Genomic DNA, 17898 nt, shown 5'->3' on the forward strand with positions numbered 1-17898 from the left:
CACCTATCAGGTTAGCAAGCGGGAGCCTTGCGGCTCCCGCTGCGGCTTACCAGGTTTGGGTGGCCTTGAACTTCTCGATACCGGCTTTGAGGCCAGCGTCGATTTCGTCATTGAAGTCACCCTTCACGTTGATCTTGGCCAACAAGTCGGCGTGATCGCGGTTGAAGTAAGCAATCAGCGCTTGTTCAAAGCTGCCGACCTTGGCGATTTCGACGTCAGTCAGGAACCCACGCTCAGCGGCATACAGCGACAACGCCATGTCAGCGATCGACATTGGGGCGTATTGCTTCTGCTTCATCAGCTCGGTAACGCGCTGACCATGCTCAAGTTGCTTACGGGTCGCTTCGTCCAGGTCAGAAGCGAACTGGGCGAATGCCGCCAGTTCACGGTACTGAGCCAGAGCGGTACGGATACCACCGGAGAGCTTCTTGATGATCTTGGTCTGAGCGGCACCACCCACACGGGATACCGAAACACCGGCGTTCACTGCAGGGCGGATGCCCGAGTTGAACATGGCCGATTCCAGGAAGATCTGACCGTCGGTGATGGAAATCACGTTGGTCGGAACGAACGCGGAAACGTCGCCAGCCTGGGTTTCGATGATCGGCAGTGCGGTCAGGGAACCGGTTTTGCCGGTCACTGCGCCGTTGGTGAACTTCTCTACGTACTCTTCCGAAACGCGGGATGCGCGCTCCAGCAGACGGGAGTGGAGATAGAACACGTCGCCTGGGTAAGCTTCACGGCCTGGTGGACGGCGCAGCAGCAGGGAAATCTGGCGGTAAGCCACTGCTTGCTTGGACAGATCGTCATAAACGATCAGCGCGTCTTCACCGCGGTCGCGGAAGAATTCACCCATGGTGCAACCGGCATACGGTGCCAGGTATTGCAGTGCAGGCGATTCCGAAGCACTGGCAGCCACGATGATCGTGTTTTTCAGTGCGCCGTTCTCTTCCAGCTTGCGAACCACGTTGGCGATGGTCGATTGCTTCTGACCGATGGCTACGTAGACGCAGAAAATGCCGCTGTCTTTCTGGTTGATGATCGCGTCGATCGCCAGAGCGGTTTTACCGATCTGACGGTCACCGATGATCAGCTCACGCTGGCCACGGCCGACAGGGATCATGGCATCGACAGCCTTGTAGCCAGTCTGTACAGGCTGGTCTACCGACTTACGCCAGATCACGCCTGGAGCAACTTTCTCGACCGCGTCGGTCTCGGTGTTGCCCAGTGGACCTTTGCCGTCAACAGGGTTACCCAGTGCGTCGACTACGCGACCCAGCAGTTCCTTACCAACCGGAACCTCCAGGATGCGGCCAGTGCACTTGGCGCTCATGCCTTCAGCCAGAGACTGGTAAGCGCCCAGGATAACGGCACCTACGGAGTCCTGCTCCAGGTTGAGGGCCATACCGAAGACGCCGCCCGGAAACTCGATCATCTCGCCGGACATTACGTCGGCCAGACCGTGAATCCGCACGATACCGTCAGATACGCTGACGACAGTGCCTTCGTTACGGGCTTGGGAGGTCACATCGAGCTTGTCGATGCGGCCCTTGATAATTTCACTTATTTCGGAAGGATTGAGTTGCTGCATTGCTCTGCTGCCCCTTCAAACTCAAGATTTCAATGCTTCGGCAAGATTCGCGAGTTTGCCGCGAATCGAGCCATCGATAACCAGGTCGCCGGCGCGAATGACAATGCCCCCAATGAGGGACTTGTCTTCCGCAACTTGCAGGCGCACTTCCCGGTCGAGTCGTGCACTGAGAACCTTGGCGAGTTTGTCTTGCTGTTCTTGGTTCAATGCAAAAGCACTGGTCACTTCAACGTCTACCGACTTCTCTTGCTCGGCCTTGTACAGGTCGAACAGAGCGGCAATCTCCGGCAGAAGCAGGAGACGGTCGTTTTCGGCAACGACGTGGATGAAGTTCTGCACTTTCACATCAAACTTGTCGCCGCACACTTCAATAAAAGTGGCGGCCTTGTCTGCGCTCGTCAGTCGCGGGGCCTTGAGCACGCTCTGCATTGTGTCGTCTTGCGACACTGCTGCAGCCAGGCCGAGCATGGCTGACCAAGAGGCCAGCTGCTGGTGGGCCTGGGCGTGCTCGAAGGCTGCCTTAGCGTAAGGTCGGGCCAACGTGGTCAATTCTGCCATGATCGCCCTCGCTTAAATTTCAGCAGCCAGTTTGTTTACCAGCTCCGCGTGCGCGTTTTGATCGATTGTGGCACCCAGGATCTTCTCAGCACCGCCGACGGCCAGAGCACCCAGTTGGGCACGCAGCGCATCTTTGACACCGTTCAGTTCCTGCTCGATCTCGGCCTGAGCCTGAACCTTCACACGGTCAGCGTCGATACGGGCTTTTTCAACAGCCTCTTCAACGATCTGGTTACCGCGTTTCTTGGCTTGCTCAATGATTTCGGCTGCTTGAGCTTTCGCTTCGCGCAGTTGTTGACCCGCTTTATCTTGGGCCAACTCCAGGTCGCGAGCTGCTCGTGCTGCAGCGTCCAGCCCATCCGCGATCTTCTTCTGACGTTCGTGCAGAGCTGCGATGACCGGAGGCCATACGAACTTCATGCAGAAAACGACAAAAATCAAGAACGCTAAGGACTGACCAATAATGGTTGCATTAATGTTCACGCCAATACCTCGCTCATTCGTTGCACAACACACCAATCACTCGAAAAGACGAGTGATTAACCGGCGAGTTGACCAACGAAAGGGTTCGCGAAGGTGAAGAACAGAGCGATACCAACACCGATCATGGTCACGGCGTCGAGCAGGCCGGCGACGATGAACATTTTAACTTGCAGCATTGGAACCATTTCTGGCTGACGCGCTGCGCCTTCCAGGAACTTGCCGCCCAGCAGGCCGAAACCAATGGCAGTACCCAGGGCGCCCAGGCCGATCAACAGTGCAACAGCGATAGCGGTTAGACCAACTACAGTTTCCATCTTTCCTCCCGACTTTTACGTCGTATGGTTTAGGTTTTTTAGATTTTAAAGCGGTAAAACAAATCGTTTCATAGCCCGGTAGGGCCTACCTTCCCGTTTGACCGGGAAGGACATCAGACTAGTCGAGACTGGTCTTAATGGTTCTCTTCGTGCGCCATCGACAGGTAGACGATGGTCAGCATCATGAAGATGAAGGCCTGCAGGGTGATGATCAGGATGTGGAACACAGCCCACGCCCACTGCAGAACAATGCCCAGGCCGCTAAGCCAGAGCAGGCCGCTGCCGAACATCACAGCGATCAGAATGAATACCAGCTCGCCGGCATACATGTTGCCGAACAGTCGCAGAGCCAGGGAAATCGGCTTGGCGATCAGGGTCACGAATTCCAGCAGGAAGTTCACCGGGATCAGCAGGGCTTGAACGAAGATGTTCTTGCTGCCGAACGGGTGCAGGGTCAGTTCGCCGATGAAGCCGCCGATGCCCTTGATCTTGATGCTGTAGAAAATGATCAACGCGAAGACCGACAGGGCCATGCCCAGGGTAGCGTTCGGGTCAGTGGTCGATACGGCACGGAATGGAATGTGCGGGTCGCCGCTGATCGCCATGGCCAGCTGAGGAATCCAGTCAACCGGGATCAGGTCGACGGCGTTCATCAGGAACACCCAGACGAAGATGGTCAGTGCCAGCGGTGCGATCACCGGGCTACGGCCATGGAAGCTGTCTTTCACGCTGCCATCGACGAATTCGACCAGTACTTCAACGAAGTTCTGCAAAGCACCTGGCTGACCGGAAGTCGCCTTCTTTGCCGCCATGCGGAAAATGAAGACGAAGATCAGACCCAATGCGACCGACCAGCCCAGAGTATCCAGGTGGAAAGCCCAGAAGCCCATTTCTTTGGCCTCTGCTGCGGAGTGGGCAAAGCCCCAGCCGCCATTAGGAAGCTGACCGAAGGTCAGGTTCTGCAAGTGGTGCTGGATATAGCCCGAAGCGGTTGTTTCTGCCATGGTTGCCTCAAACGCCCTAAGGTTTCGAAAGTCTTGTTTTCATTAGCAGGGGAGCGAACCAGCTGACCAGTTGGGTCAACACGAAGACGCCGAATACAGCCAGCGGCGCCAATGGCTTCACACCTGCAAAGGTCAGTGCAAACAGCACTGCCGTCAAAATCAGTTTCCCTGCCTCGCCGGCATAAAATGACCGGACGATAGCCTGGGCTGCTCGGGCGCCGGAAAACCGAAAGGCCCTGTGAGCAAAATACATATTGGGCAGCAAGGCTATCAGGCCTCCGCAGAGTCCTGAATATCCGGCAACGACTCCATGCCAATACCAAAGCGCCAACGCGGCGATCAGCAAAATGACAAATTGAGCCAATAAAACCGGAAAAACGGCCAAGCGATGGAACGGCAACGTGTTTGGCGTGCGGGTTTCCATCACTCTTGCTCCTCAATGGTCGGCTGCCGGAAATCAATAACTTGGCATAATTTGTGCCGACAAAATGCGCGCAGAGTATAGGGGCGGTTCTGCCCCTATTCAACTGTCGGGTAGTGATTTCCGATCACACGCTACATAAGCAAATGTTTCAGCGGATGTGGGCAAGGACGCCCTGGAGCTCATCAAGCGAGTTATAACCGATGACCAATTGCCCTTTGCCTTTCTTGCCGTGGCGAATTTGCACCGCAGAGCCCAGGCGCTCGGCCAGGCGCTGCTCGAGACGGGCGATATCCGGATCAGGTTTAGCCGTTTCGACCGGTGCAGGTTTGCCGCTGAGCCACTGGCGAACCAACGCCTCGGTCTGGCGAACGGTGAGCCCCCGTGCGACAACGTGTCGCGCCCCTTCAACCTGTTGATTTTCCGGCAAACCGAGCAAAGCACGGGCGTGACCCATTTCCAGGTCGCCGTGGGACAACATGGTCTTGATGACTTCCGGCAGCGCAATCAAACGCAGCAAGTTGGACACGGTTACGCGGGATTTACCCACCGCCTCGGCCACCTGTTGCTGGGTCAGCTGGAATTCCTGTTGCAAACGCTGCAACGCGATCGCTTCTTCGATCGGGTTGAGATCTTCGCGCTGGATGTTCTCGATCAACGCCATGGCGATGGCGGTTTCATCCGGTACATCGCGCACCATCGCCGGGATGGTTTCCTTGCCGGCCTGCTGGCTGGCACGCCAGCGGCGCTCACCGGCGATGATTTCAAAGCGGCCGCCGCCAATCGGGCGTACCACGATTGGCTGCATCACGCCCTGGGCCTTGATCGAATTGGCCAGTTCTTCCAGTGCCTGGGGGTCCATGTCCCGGCGTGGCTGGTATTTGCCGCGCTGGATCAGGTCCAGCGGCAGGTGCTGCAACTCGCGCTCGTCGGCCTGCACCGCTTGTTCTTCAAGCGATGTGACGGTCGGACCACTCAACAGTGCATCCAGTCCACGTCCGAGACCTCGTTTCTTGACGGCCATGGGGATTCCTTAAGTTGGCTGGGCTGCAGCGGTGCGTGAGTTGCGGCGTTGGCGACGAACCATCTCGCCGGCCAGGGCCAGGTAGGCAATGGCACCACGGGATGACTTGTCGTACGCCAGCGCGGGCATGCCGTAGCTTGGCGCTTCGGCCAGACGGATGTTGCGCGGGATCACCGTGTCGTAAAGCTGATCACCGAAATGTTCCTTGAGCTGCGCCGACACATCGTTCATCAGGCTCAGGCGCGGATCGAACATGGTCCGCAGCAAGCCTTCGATCTGCAGGTTCGGGTTGAGCAACTCAGCGATACGCTTGATGTTATCCACAAGGTCGCTCAAGCCTTCCAGTGCGTAGTACTCGCACTGCATGGGGATAATCACCCCATCAGCTGCCACCAACGCGTTCAGCGTGAGCATCGACAGTGACGGCGGGCAGTCGATCAAAATGTAGTCGTAATTCTCGCGGATCGGCGCCAAGGCGCTACGCAGACGGCTTTCCTTCATCTGCATTTCCAGCAGCACCACTTCCGCCGCGGTCAAATCGCGGTTGGCCGGCAGCAGTTGATAACCGCCGTGTTCGGAGTAGTGCATGGCCTGGGCCAGGTCGCACTCGCCAATCAGCAAGTCGTAGACCGAGTTTTCCAGGCCGTGTTTATCCACACCGCTACCCATGGTGGCGTTGCCCTGTGGATCGAGATCGATCAACAGCACCCGGCGCTTGGTGGCGACCAGGGATGCTGCGAGGTTGATGCAGGTGGTGGTTTTGCCCACGCCACCTTTCTGGTTCGCTATCGCGAATACCTTAGCCATTCTTGCTTGTGTTCCCAATCATGCCGTGCGGCGCAGTATCAGCAGATGGCGTTGGCCTTGGCAACCGGGTACAGCCAAGGCGTGTTCGCTATCGAGGTGGAAGTCTGCCGGCAATGCTAACAGCTCATCGCTTGGATGGACGCCCTTCATTGCCAGCCAGCGGGTATCGCGGTCGCCGAGGTGGCGGGTCCAGTTGCTGAAGTTCTCCATGCTGCTGAAGGCCCTGGAAACAATTCCGTTGAAAGGCTGTTCAGGCGTGAAGGCTTCGACGCGACTGTGGATAACTTGCAGGTTATCCAGCTTGAGTTCGAGTTTGACCTGGGTCAGGAAACGGGTTTTCTTGCCGTTGCTGTCCAGGCAGGTCACTTGGGACTCGGGAAACAGGATGGCCAACGGAATACCAGGCATGCCGCCGCCACTGCCAACGTCAAGCCAGCGGCCGTTTTCGATGAATGGCATCACGCTCAAGCTGTCGAGCAGGTGACGGGACACCATTTCGTCGGGATCACGCACTGCGGTCAGGTTGTAAGCCTTGTTCCATTTGATCAACAACGCCAAATACCCCAACAGCAGCTCGTGCTGGGTTTCGGTCAGGTCGACGCCCAACTGGCGTGCGCCTGTGGATAACTCTTCTGCGTGTTGCGAGGTGACCAACGAACTCAAGCGCTTTGCTCCAACTGACGGCCCGCGCCGCGTTTTTTCAAATGAATCATCAACAGCGAAATGGCTGCTGGGGTGACGCCGGGAATACGTGAAGCCTGGCCCAATGTCTCGGGGCGAGTTATCCCCAGCTTGCTTTGGATTTCTTTCGACAAGCCGGAAATCCCGGTGTAGTCGATATCCACAGGCAACTTGGTGTCTTCACTGGCGCGCAGGCGAGCGATCTCGTCCTGTTGGCGGTCAATGTAACCGGCGTATTTGGTCTTGATTTCGACCTGCTCGGCGACCTGTGGATCTTCCGCGCCCTGGCCGGTCACTTCGACCAGACCAGCGTAGTCGATTTCCGGACGGGACAGCAGGTTGAGCAAGTTGTACTCGTGGGTCAGCGGCGTGCCGAATTTTTCAGCGATCGCGTCGCCTTGTTCAGTCCCCGGGCGAACCCAGGTGCTTTTCAGGCGCTGTTCTTCCAATGCAATGCTTTCGCGTTTTTTGCAGAAGGCTTCCCAACGCACATCATCGACCAGGCCAAGTTCACGTCCTTTTTCGGTCAGGCGCAGGTCGGCGTTGTCCTCGCGCAGGATCAAACGGTATTCCGCCCGAGAGGTGAACATCCGGTACGGTTCCTGGGTGCCCAATGTAATCAGGTCATCGACCAAAACGCCGATATACGCTTCGTCTCGACGTGGGCACCAGCTGTCTTTGCCTTGCGCACGCAATGCTGCGTTGGTCCCGGCCAGCAAACCTTGGGCGCCGGCTTCTTCATAACCGGTGGTTCCGTTGATTTGGCCAGCGAAGAACAGACCGCCAATCACTTTGGTTTCCAGGCTGTACTTCAGGTCGCGCGGGTCGAAATAGTCGTATTCGATGGCGTAGCCCGGACGCACGATGTGTGCGTTTTCCATGCCGCGGATCGATTGCACGATCTGGATTTGCACGTCGAACGGCAGGGAAGTGGAAATGCCGTTCGGGTACAGCTCATGAGTGGTCAAGCCTTCGGGCTCGATGAAGACCTGATGGCTTTCCTTGTCGGCAAAGCGGTGGATCTTGTCTTCGATCGACGGGCAATAACGCGGGCCGATCCCTTCGATCACACCGGAGTACATCGGCGAACGATCGAGGTTCGCAGCAATGATTTCGTGGGTGCGGGCATTGGTGTGGGTGATCCAGCAGCTTACCTGTTTCGGGTGCTGTTCTTTGGAACCCATGAACGACATGACCGGGATCGGCGTATCGCCGGCCTGTTCGGTCATCACCGAGAAGTCCACAGAACGCCCGTCGATACGCGGCGGGGTCCCGGTTTTCAGACGGCCGACACGCAGCGGCAATTCACGCAGGCGTTTTGCCAAAGCAATCGACGGCGGATCACCGGCGCGACCGCCGGAATAGTTCTGCATACCAATGTGGATAAGTCCGCCGAGGAATGTGCCGGTGGTCAACACCACGGATTCCGCGAAGAAACGCAGGCCCATTTGCGTGACAACCCCACGTACCTGGTCTTGTTCGACGATCAGGTCATCCGCGGCTTGCTGAAATATCCACAGGTTTGGTTGGTTTTCCAGGGTTTCGCGCACAGCAGCCTTGTACAGGATGCGGTCGGCTTGAGCCCGGGTAGCCCGTACGGCTGGGCCTTTGCGGCTGTTGAGCACACGAAATTGAATACCACCCTTATCGGTAGCCATGGCCATCACGCCGCCAAGGGCATCGATTTCCTTGACCAAATGGCTTTTGCCGATCCCACCAATGGCGGGGTTGCAACTCATTGCTCCGAGGGTTTCCACGTTATGCGTCAACAACAGGGTTTTTACGCCCATGCGTGCTGACGCCAGTGCTGCCTCGGTACCGGCATGACCGCCGCCGATGACGATCACTTCAAAACGGGAAGGGAAATCCACCACGCACCTCGTGCCTGCTTATGTAGGTAATCAGGAATTGTCTGTTGAAAGAGTTTTAGAGCTTTGGCGGCAAGTATAGGGACTTAGCCCTTCCTAAAGAACCCTTTGCACAAAATTTAACCAGCTGTGGATGAATCACAGACAATAGAAATTAAAAGAGAGAAATTTATTAAATCTTTGTTTTTATGTTTATTTCTATGTAGCCACCTTTCTGTGGATAGATCTCTGCAGGCCTTTTTTTACATTGTGTACAGCGATTCAAAAGTCTGTGGTCATGTGCCAATGAGGGGCTTGGATAAGTGCTTTAAGCCTGTGGATTAAACAGGTGCTTATCCACAGGCGGGTTTTTACTCAGGTTTCAGGCCCTGTTATCAACTGGGCACAGAGGCGGTTATTCACAGGGCTTAATCCACAAAAATCGGTAAAGCTGTCCGTATTCAGTCCACGACAACGTCAACTGAAACCTCCAATCGGTGGTGAGCACAGCAAAAAAAGAGATCTATTGTGAGAAAACGACAGGGCAGTTAATAATAGCGATTATCATTAACCTACATTGTCTTGCCCTATGTCCCCTTCTTCACACACGGCTGCGGTCCAGAACATCTATGAGCAGCACCATTCCTGGCTGCACGGGTGGCTCAAAGGGAGGTTGCATAACGCCTGCGATGCGGCCGATGTGGCGCACGACACGTTCGTGCGCATCCTGGGCGGGCGGCATGCGGCGCAGATCGTTGAACCGCGAGACTATTTGGCGACCATTGCCAGGGGCTTGGTGATTGATCGCTACCGTCGACATGCCATCGAACAGGCCTATAAGCAAACCTTGGCCGAACGGCCTGAAGCCATAGCCATCAGCGAAGAAGACAAAGCCATCATCATCGAGACGTTGGTAGCTGTGGATAAAGCCTTGTCGGCACTCGGCGAGCGAGCACGGCGGATATTCATGCTGTCGCAGATCGAGGGCCTGACTTATCAACAGATTACCGATCAGCTTCAGGTTTCACTGACCACGGTGAAGAAGCACATGATCCGTGCATTGACCGAATGCGCATTGATCATGGCCAGCTTGTAATGGCGGCGCCTGATCGCAAGACCTTCGAGGCCGCTGCCAATTGGTATGTGCAGTTTCAATCCCAAACCCCTACCGCCGCCGAGCGCCAAGCCTGGCAACAATGGCTCAACGGCGATCCGTCCCATCAGGCCGCGTGGAACCAGATGGAGCAGTTGCAGCGCAGTCTCGGCGCCCTGCCCCAGGATTTCACCCGCCGGGCCTTGTCGACCGGCCAGCAACGGCGCCAGGTGTTGAAGTGGATGCTGGTGCTGGGCGGTACCGGGTACCTCGGCTGGAATGTCCAGCAACACACGCCCCTGGGCAATGTATGGGCCGACTACCGGACGTCCGTGGGTGAGCGCCGGCGTATCGAGCTGGCTGACGGTACGCGGATTGATCTGAACACCCGTACGGCAATTGACGTGGTATTCGATGGGCGCCAGCGTTTGATTCGCCTGCGTGAAGGTGAAGTACTTATCCACACCGGCAAGCGGGGTGGCCAGACGCCCTTTTATGTCGAGACCCGCCAAGGCCGAATCCAGGCCTTGGGCACCACCTTCACCGTGCGCCAGTTGCCAGACTCCACACGTGTCGGCGTCCTCGAGGATCGGGTGAGCGTAGCGCCTGGTGACCAACCCAATCACGCGCGGCTACTCAGTGCCGGTGAAAGCGCTGACTTCGATCGCCAACACGTGGGGCTTAACCACGCTTACCGCGACTCACAAGCGGCGTGGGTCGATGGTCAGTTGATCGTATTGGATGCTCGCCTCGGGGATGTGATCGAAGACGTCGCCCGCTACCGCCCGGGTGTCCTGCAATGCGACTTGGCGTCGGCACGCCTGCGTGTCTCCGGGACCTTCCGCCTGGATTCCACCGATGCGGTACTGGCCAATCTGCAGGCAACCCTGCCGATCCAGGTGAAGTATTTCACCCGCTATTGGGTTTCAGTGAAACGAATCGGCTGATTGCAAAAAATATCCGCACAAGGGGTTATCTTTTTTTGACCTGACACGGCCCTACAGGTAATCACGACGCCACCTTCAGGGCTTATCCACTTATGCGCCTCCCTTCCAAGCTCCGCCAGCGACTTTCCTACCACGGTATGACGTGCAGCCTGCTACTCGGCACGGCAGCCACCGGCGGTATTTTGTTATCCACTGATGTCCTGGCCGCCAGCGCGGTGCAGCACTACGCTATTGCTTCGGGCCCCCTGGACAATGCGTTGAGCCAATTTGCCGCTCGGGCGAATGTGATTCTATCTTTCTCGCCCCAGCAAACTGCGCGTTTGAACTCGACCGGGATTGAAGGCGACTATTCGGTAGAGCAAGGCTTCGCGCTGTTGCTGCAGAACTCGGGTTTACAAGCGGTAGCCCAGGCGCCCGGCAGCTATGTCCTGCAGGCCATTCCTGCTGGGCAGCTCACGCTTGCGCCCACCACGGTCAGCACTTATCAACAGGACGGGTTCAACCAGGAGATCGCCGGGGATGTGGGCTACAAGGCACAAAACAGCCGCGTCGGTACCAAGACCAGTACGCCTCTGTCAGAAACGCCGCGTTCGGTATCCGTAGTCACCGGTCAGCGCATCAAGGACCAGAAGTCACAGACCCTGACGGAAGTGTTGGGCTACGTGCCAGGTATCTTTGCGCCACCCTTTGCTGCCGGCGACGGTCTGGCCGGTGACCTGTTCTTCATTCGTGGTTTCAATGCCACCGATTACGGCTACGGTTTGCTGCGAGATGGCCTACGTGTACAGGGCAATCGGTATGACACCACCAGTGAGCCGTATGGCCTGGAGCGCGTCGAAATCTTCCGTGGCCCCTCTTCCCTGCTCTACGGCGAAAACGCACCTGGCGGTTTGGTGAACCTGGTGAGCAAGCACCCGACAGCCACGCCGCAAGGTGAGGTCCAGCTGGGGTATGGCTCGAATAATCGGCGTCAGTTGGGTGTGGATATCTCGGGGCCGCTCAATGACAGCGACAATATTCTTGGCCGAGTTGTGATGCTCGGTCGCAAATCCGACACGCAGACCGACCATGTGCCAGATGATCGCCTGTACATCGCGCCATCACTGACCCTGAATTTCGACGACTACAACATCCTTACCCTGTTGGCTAATTATCAAAAGGACCACACCAATCTCGAACTTGGCCTACCGGCCGCCGGCACCTTGCTGACAAATCCCAATGGCAAGCTGTCCAAGCACACCATGCTCGGCGACCCGGACTGGAACACTTTTGAACGTGAAGCCTGGAGCACCGGTTACGAATTCAGCCACAGCTTCAACGACGATTGGCAGTTCCGCCAGAACTCGCGGTATATGCAGTCGCGCATCAACCGCCATGAAACCTGGCCCAGCGCCCTGAATAACCGCGGGTTTGGTACGCAACTGAACATGACCGCCTATGACCGCTACAACAAGTCGATGGTGTATTCCCTGGATAACCAGTTGGAAGGCAAATTCCAGGTGGGCGGTCTGGAAAATACGGTGCTGTTGGGTGCCAGCTATGACCGCACTTCGTTCAATCAGGATTGGGACGCCGGTTTCGCCGGCACCATCAATGTGTATAACCCCGTGTATTTGCGTGATCCGCTTACGCCGGTGGCAGTGCAAAACACCTTGCTCGAGCAGCAGATGAAGGGCGTTTATGCACAGATCCAGAGCAAGTACGACCACTGGCTGTTCTTGCTGGGTGGCCGTCAGGATTGGGTCGACAGCGATTTCCGCGACAAGGTCAACAAGGCCAGTAACACCGGCTCGGAAGATCGCAAGTTCACCTACCAAGGCGGGGTGATGTACCAGTTCGACAACGGCCTGACGCCGTACGTCAGCTACTCCACCGCATTTGTGCCGGTGCAGCAGATCTCCAATGCCGGGTCACCGCTGAAGCCGATTACCAGTAGTCAGTACGAAGTGGGTGTGAAGTACGAGCCGATCGGCTGGGATACGGCGATGACCCTGTCGCTGTATGACCTGCGCAAGGAAGACGACACCTACCTCGACGCCACCACCAACAGCTATCGCCAGGTGGGCGAAAGCCGGGCCAAAGGTGCGGAAGTCGAGGTGAACAGCAACATCACGCCCAACCTGAATGTGACGGCCGCTTACACCTACACTGATGCTCGGATTACCAAGGATTCGGCCACATCGCTGGTCGAAGGGCACCAGATGACGGGGGTTCCACGCAACCAGGCTTCGGTATGGGGCAAGTACCGCTTCCTTGATGGCCAACTCAAAGGTTTGTCGTTGGGCGGCGGTGTGCGTTATTTCGACAGCACCTTTTCCTACACCGCGCCATCGCTATACGGGAAGTTGGATGCAGGAAGCGTCACCTTGGTGGACGCAGCCGTTGGCTATCAAATCGACAAACATTGGTCTGTGGATGTGAACGCCAAGAACCTGTTCGACAAGGAATATGTATCTGGTTGCAACGATGCAGGCCGCTGCTATTGGGGGGATAGCCGCACGCTGCTTGGGACGGTTTCGTACAACTGGTGATGGGTGAGGGCCTGAAGAATGTGGTGTTCTTCAGGCCGCTATCGCTGCCAAGCCAATGCCTGCAGGGCCTGTGGATAACTTTTTTATTTACCGATGCAGAAGCTGGAGAAGATCCGGCCCAACAAATCATCGGAGCTGAATGCACCGGTTATCTCTCCCAACAGCTGCTGCGCCTGACGGAGATCCTCTGCCAGCAGCTCCCCTGCCCCTGCTAAGGTCAACTGTGCCCGGCCGTGCTCCAACGCTGCGCTCGCGTGGCGCAACGCCTCCAGGTGCCTACGGCGCGCACTGAAGCTGCTTTCCGAGGTCTGCTCGTAGCCCATACAGGCCTTAAGATGCTCGCGCAGCAGTTCCAGGCCTTCACCCGCCGACTTGGCGCTCAGGCTGATCGTGACGTGACCATCCGCGCTGGTTTCCATCGCAATGGCTTCACCCGTCAGGTCGGCTTTGTTACGAATCAAGGTGACCTTCGCTGGGTCCGGCCGTTGCTCAAGGAACTCCGGCCACAACGCGAAAGGATCCACAGCCTCGGGCGCCGTCGCATCCACCACCAGCAGAACTCGATCCGCTTCGCCGATGGCCTTGAGCGCGCGTTCCACGCCGATCTTTTCCACTTGGTCATCGGTGTCGCGCAAGCCGGCGGTGTCGACCACGTGCAATGGCATGCCGTCGATGTGGATATGTTCGCGCAGGATATCCCGGGTGGTGCCGGCGATCTCAGTGACGATGGCGGCCTCACGCCCCGCCAGCGCATTCAACAGACTGGATTTGCCTGCATTGGGCCGTCCAGCAATCACCACCGTCATGCCGTCACGCAGCAGCGCACCCTGCCCGGCTTCACGCAGCACTGTGGATAACTCATCACGGACTTTATCGAGCATCGCCAATACATGGCCATCGGCGAGGAAATCGATTTCTTCCTCGGGAAAATCAATCGCCGCCTCGACGTATATGCGTAGGCTGATCAGTTGTTCGGTCAGGTTATGCACACGTAGCGAGAACGCGCCCTGCAGCGAGCGCAGTGCGTTGCGTGCAGCCTGTGCAGAACTGGCTTCGATCAAATCAGCAATGGCCTCAGCCTGGGCCAGGTCGAGCTTGTCGTTGAGAAAGGCGCGTTCGCTGAATTCCCCAGGCCTGGCCAGACGGCAGCCCAGTTGCAGGCAACGCTGCAGCAACATATCCAGCACAACCGGGCCGCCGTGGCCCTGCAATTCCAGGACATCTTCCCCAGTAAAGGAATTGGGCCCTGGGAAATAAAGAGCCAAGCCTTCGTCCAGCACCGTTTCATCTGCATCCAGGAACGGGCCGTAATGGGCATACCGCGGCTTCAACTCGCGGCCGCTGATAGCCTTGGCTGCAACGCTTGCGAGCGGCCCGGAAATTCTAACGATACCGACACCACCGCGACCTTGAGCGGTAGCGACAGCAGCGATGGTTTCACGAGGAGCGCTCATCAGCAGGTTCCAGAACTAAAGTGACGGAAACCAAAACGCCCCACTAGGGGGCGTCTTGAGTGGTTATCCACAGAGTAAATTACGCAGAGGCTTTTGCGGTAGCCGCTTCGATTTTACGTGTGATGTACCACTGTTGAGAGATCGACAACACGTTGTTGACCACCCAGTACAGCACCAGACCAGCAGGGAACCACAGGAAGAAGAAGGTGAAGATGATTGGCATCATTTTCATTACCTTGGCCTGCATCGGATCCGGCGGAGTCGGGTTCAAACGCTGCTGGATAAACATGGTCGCGCCCATGATGATCGGCAGGATAAAGAACGGGTCTTTGATCGACAGGTCAGTTATCCACAGCATGAACGGAGCCTGACGCATTTCCACGCTTTCCAGGAGTACCCAGTACAGCGACAGGAATACCGGCATCTGCACCAGAATCGGCAAGCATCCACCCAGCGGGTTGATCTTCTCTTTCTTGTACAGCTCCATCATGGCCTGCGACATTTTCTGCCGGTCATCGCCATGCTGCTCTTTCAGCGCCGCCAGTTTCGGGGCCACGGCACGCATGCGCGCCATCGACTTGTAGCTGGCTGCCGACAGAGGGAAGAAGATCCCCTTGATCAGCATGGTCAGGAAGATGATCGAGAAGCCCCAGTTACCCACAATGCTGTGGATATGTTGCAGCAACCAGAAAATCGGCTGGGCGATGAACCACAGGAAGCCGTAATCCACAGTCAGTTCCAGACCTGGGGACAACTCCTTCAGCACAGCCTGGCTTTTCGGGCCGGCGTACAACGTGGCGCTGGTTTCAGCCTTGGCGCCTGGCGCGACGGTCAACGCCGGGCCAGTGAAGCCAATGATGTAGTTGCCCTGGCTGTCCTTGCGGGTTTGAACCAGGTTCGCGTCGCCCTTGCTCGGGATCCAGGCGGTCACAAAGTAGTGTTGCAGCCAGGCTACCCAACCACCTTGGACGGTTTCTTTCAGCGAGCCCTTGTCGATATCTTTCATCGACACTTTTTTATACGGTTCGCTACTTGTCCACAGGGCGGCGCCCAGATAAGTCGCGGTGCCGGTGGCGGTGCTGGAAGAAGGATCGGAACTGGCATCACGCTTGAGCTGGGCAAACAGGTTGCCGCTCCATGGTTTGTCGCTTTCGTTGTCGATCAGGTAAGTGACCTTCAAGTCGTACAGACCACGGGTAAAGCTGAAACGCTTGATGTAGTTGACGCCGTCGAGGCTGAATTTCAGGTCAACGTTCAACTGGTTCTGGCCATCAGCCAGTTGATAAGTCTTCTGTTCGGACGAATAAACCGGACGACCGGTAGCACGAGCATCCGGACCATTGGTGCCGGTCAGGCCACTTTGCGCCAGATAAGTACGTTCACCACCGTTATCGAACAGTTGGAACGGAACATCCGGATGGTCTTGGCGACGTGGATACAGCGGCAGTTTCAACTGCGCGATATCACCACCTTGTGGGTCGATAGCCAGGTCGAGCACATCCGTTTTTACGTGGATGAGGTCTTTATTGGTGACCACTGGCGTTTCTAAAGGGGCGCTTGTCTCGCCATTCGCGCTGGGAACATCGGCACTCGCGGACGCATTGTTACCCAGCGGGGTGTCCGGAATAGCCGGCGCAGCCTGATTGGTAGCAACATTCTGAGTCGGCAGGGCAGCTTGGCCGTAGTCCTGGTTCCACTTAAGAACCATGACGTAGGACACGATTGCCAGGGCGACGATCAGGATCGTGCGTTTAATATCCATGATTACTCGGCCATCGAAGAAGAACGGGAGGTAGGGATAGGTGGAACCGGGTCATAACCACCGGGATTCCACGGATGACAGCGACCTAAACGACGAAAGGTCAGCCAGCCACCGCGCAGAAGACCATGATTTTCTATGGCCTCTAACGCGTAGCAGGAACAACTGGGGTAGAAACGACAGTGGTTGGCCATCAGAGGACTAATGGCATAGCGGTAAAACTGGATCGGAACGAGGGCCAGTTTACGCATCGGTGCTGTCTACCCCTACAGTTTCGGTGTTGGCCGCTGGAGCTGGTTTGTTGGTACGCGCCAGACGTTTCCAGAGCTTGCCGAAATGCTGAATCAATTCGGGGTTTTCTACATCACCCAAGCCTTTGCGCGCGACGATAACAATATCCCAACCAACCAGAGTGTCCTGGTGGAGGCGAAACGATTCGCGCATCAGACGCTTGAGGCGATTGCGCTCAACGGAGAGCTTTACGCTCTTCTTGCCGATCACCAACCCGAGACGGGGGTGATCAAGATCGTTGTTACGCGCAAGGAGCAGGAGATTTTTCCCCGGAACCTTGCCGGTGGGGGAGTCAAAGACTGCCTTGAAATGCCGGGGGGTTAGCAGACGCTTTTCCCGACTGAAGTCCTGACTCACCACCAGTACCGGATTATCAAACTGCCAGACGCGCACGACCTTTGGCGCGACGACGCGACAGGACAGCACGGCCGTTCTTGGTAGCCATGCGAGCACGGAAGCCGTGGGTGCGGGCGCGTTTGATGGTGCTTGGTTGGAAAGTACGTTTCATGGCGTTGTTACCTGGTTCGTCCACAACGGGCCGGAATGGCCCCCGTTTTAAGAGACCGGCGATTCTAGTGAAAGCAAGCCTCTAGGTCAATTTCCAACCAGCTTTTCCTTTAATTAGATCTCCACAGGCCATCCGGTCATTTCTATCCGCCAGGCTTCCACCGGTCACGGCTTAGATATAAAAATAAAGAAGGAAGTTATTTAAAGCTTTTCTGTAAAGCTTATAAAAGCTAGGCAGCCAATCATCTGTGGATAACTGCCTTAAGGCCATATTCTACGTGCTGTACAGAGAATGACAACACGGGGGAGAAACGGTGCTCTGCCTGTGCTGCGCTGTCGGATAAGCTGTGGGTGGAATGGCTTTTTATCCACAGGCTAGTTACCCACAGACTTTCGACCCCACTTGTACAACGACCTCAAGGGCGCTTATCCACAGAGCTTATGCACAGACCATTGGTCGCCTTTATTGCTGTTAAGACGTTGATTTTGGCTGGCCTCTGATCAACCTACATGTGGATAAGTGGGCGGCTCGCCGCTACAATGGCGGCTGTTTTTGCCTCACCGGCTTTCAACTTAGGGGATATCC

At 56.6% G+C, this 17898-nt stretch carries 18 protein-coding genes; 3 read left to right on the forward strand and 15 right to left on the reverse strand.

Annotation, left to right across the window (positions count from 1 at the left end):
- Positions 1–46 precede the first annotated feature (46 nt).
- The 10 genes from atpA to mnmG all read right to left on the reverse strand — a co-directional run bounded on the left by atpA (position 47) and on the right by mnmG (position 8754).
- Entirely contained in the window at positions 47–1591 is a 1545-nt protein-coding gene (gene atpA / locus RB216_RS29300) for a F0F1 ATP synthase subunit alpha (RefSeq protein ID WP_010207686.1), read from the reverse strand.
- A gap of 21 nt (positions 1592–1612) precedes the next feature.
- Entirely contained in the window at positions 1613–2149 is a 537-nt protein-coding gene (locus RB216_RS29305; protein ID WP_028618579.1) for a F0F1 ATP synthase subunit delta, read from the reverse strand.
- A gap of 12 nt (positions 2150–2161) precedes the next feature.
- Entirely contained in the window at positions 2162–2632 is a 471-nt protein-coding gene (locus tag RB216_RS29310) for a F0F1 ATP synthase subunit B (RefSeq protein ID WP_008439543.1), read from the reverse strand.
- Positions 2633–2688: 56 nt separating this feature from the next.
- Positions 2689–2946 (reverse strand): F0F1 ATP synthase subunit C, encoded by a 258-nt coding sequence (gene atpE, locus RB216_RS29315; protein WP_002555987.1) that lies wholly within the window; start codon positions 2944–2946, stop codon positions 2689–2691.
- Positions 2947–3080: 134 nt separating this feature from the next.
- A complete protein-coding gene (gene atpB / locus RB216_RS29320) occupies positions 3081–3950 on the reverse strand; it encodes a F0F1 ATP synthase subunit A (RefSeq protein ID WP_016978714.1) in 870 nt (289 codons plus the stop codon).
- 16 nt (positions 3951–3966) lie between these two features.
- Positions 3967–4374, reverse strand: coding sequence for a F0F1 ATP synthase subunit I (locus tag RB216_RS29325; protein ID WP_010565865.1), 408 nt, complete (start codon positions 4372–4374; stop codon positions 3967–3969).
- Between the two features lie 148 nt (positions 4375–4522).
- Positions 4523–5395 carry a ParB/RepB/Spo0J family partition protein gene (locus RB216_RS29330; protein WP_016970690.1) on the reverse strand — a complete coding sequence of 291 codons (873 nt, stop codon included), beginning with the start codon at positions 5393–5395 and terminating at the stop codon, positions 4523–4525.
- Between the two features lie 9 nt (positions 5396–5404).
- Complete coding sequence (locus tag RB216_RS29335; RefSeq protein WP_016978715.1) at positions 5405–6202, reverse strand: ParA family protein; 798 nt, start codon at positions 6200–6202, stop codon at positions 5405–5407.
- An 18-nt stretch (positions 6203–6220) separates the two neighbouring features.
- A complete protein-coding gene (rsmG, locus tag RB216_RS29340) occupies positions 6221–6865 on the reverse strand; it encodes a 16S rRNA (guanine(527)-N(7))-methyltransferase RsmG (protein WP_028618580.1) in 645 nt (214 codons plus the stop codon).
- On the reverse strand, positions 6862–8754 hold the full coding sequence (gene mnmG, locus RB216_RS29345) for a tRNA uridine-5-carboxymethylaminomethyl(34) synthesis enzyme MnmG (RefSeq protein WP_068937761.1): 1893 nt from the start codon (positions 8752–8754) through the stop codon (positions 6862–6864). Before mnmG ends, rsmG begins: the two co-directional genes overlap by 4 nt.
- 565 nt (positions 8755–9319) lie before the next feature.
- Between mnmG and RB216_RS29350 the strand changes: the two genes are divergently transcribed.
- The 3 genes from RB216_RS29350 (at position 9320) to RB216_RS29360 (ending at position 13301) form a co-directional block, all read left to right on the forward strand.
- The gene (locus tag RB216_RS29350; protein ID WP_308908164.1) at positions 9320–9826 is read left to right on the forward strand and encodes a sigma-70 family RNA polymerase sigma factor; all 507 of its coding nucleotides are present in this window, start codon (positions 9320–9322) and stop codon (positions 9824–9826) included.
- Positions 9826–10770: a FecR domain-containing protein gene (locus RB216_RS29355; protein ID WP_308908165.1), complete on the forward strand. Its 945-nt coding sequence runs from the start codon at positions 9826–9828 to the stop codon at positions 10768–10770. The genes RB216_RS29350 and RB216_RS29355 overlap by 1 nt, the downstream gene beginning before the upstream one ends.
- A gap of 92 nt (positions 10771–10862) precedes the next feature.
- Entirely contained in the window at positions 10863–13301 is a 2439-nt protein-coding gene (locus tag RB216_RS29360; protein WP_308908166.1) for a TonB-dependent siderophore receptor, read from the forward strand.
- Between the two features lie 83 nt (positions 13302–13384).
- Here RB216_RS29360 and mnmE read toward each other — a convergent pair whose 3' ends face one another.
- From mnmE to rpmH, 5 genes are all read right to left on the reverse strand, one after another.
- Complete coding sequence (gene mnmE / locus RB216_RS29365; protein ID WP_028618585.1) at positions 13385–14755, reverse strand: tRNA uridine-5-carboxymethylaminomethyl(34) synthesis GTPase MnmE; 1371 nt, start codon at positions 14753–14755, stop codon at positions 13385–13387.
- Between the two features lie 79 nt (positions 14756–14834).
- Complete coding sequence (gene yidC, locus RB216_RS29370) at positions 14835–16517, reverse strand: membrane protein insertase YidC (protein ID WP_028618586.1); 1683 nt, start codon at positions 16515–16517, stop codon at positions 14835–14837.
- Between the two features lie 2 nt (positions 16518–16519).
- Positions 16520–16765, reverse strand: coding sequence for a membrane protein insertion efficiency factor YidD (gene yidD, locus RB216_RS29375; protein WP_003213574.1), 246 nt, complete (start codon positions 16763–16765; stop codon positions 16520–16522).
- Positions 16758–17162: a ribonuclease P protein component gene (gene rnpA, locus RB216_RS29380; protein ID WP_068937760.1), complete on the reverse strand. Its 405-nt coding sequence runs from the start codon at positions 17160–17162 to the stop codon at positions 16758–16760. The genes yidD and rnpA overlap by 8 nt, the downstream gene beginning before the upstream one ends.
- 16 nt (positions 17163–17178) lie before the next feature.
- Positions 17179–17313: a 50S ribosomal protein L34 gene (rpmH, locus tag RB216_RS29385; RefSeq protein ID WP_003213577.1), complete on the reverse strand. Its 135-nt coding sequence runs from the start codon at positions 17311–17313 to the stop codon at positions 17179–17181.
- Positions 17314–17898 lie beyond the last annotated feature (585 nt).

Source organism: Pseudomonas canadensis (genome assembly GCF_030980095.1).
In the GTDB taxonomy this organism is placed as follows: Bacteria; Pseudomonadota; Gammaproteobacteria; order Pseudomonadales; family Pseudomonadaceae; genus Aquipseudomonas; species Aquipseudomonas canadensis.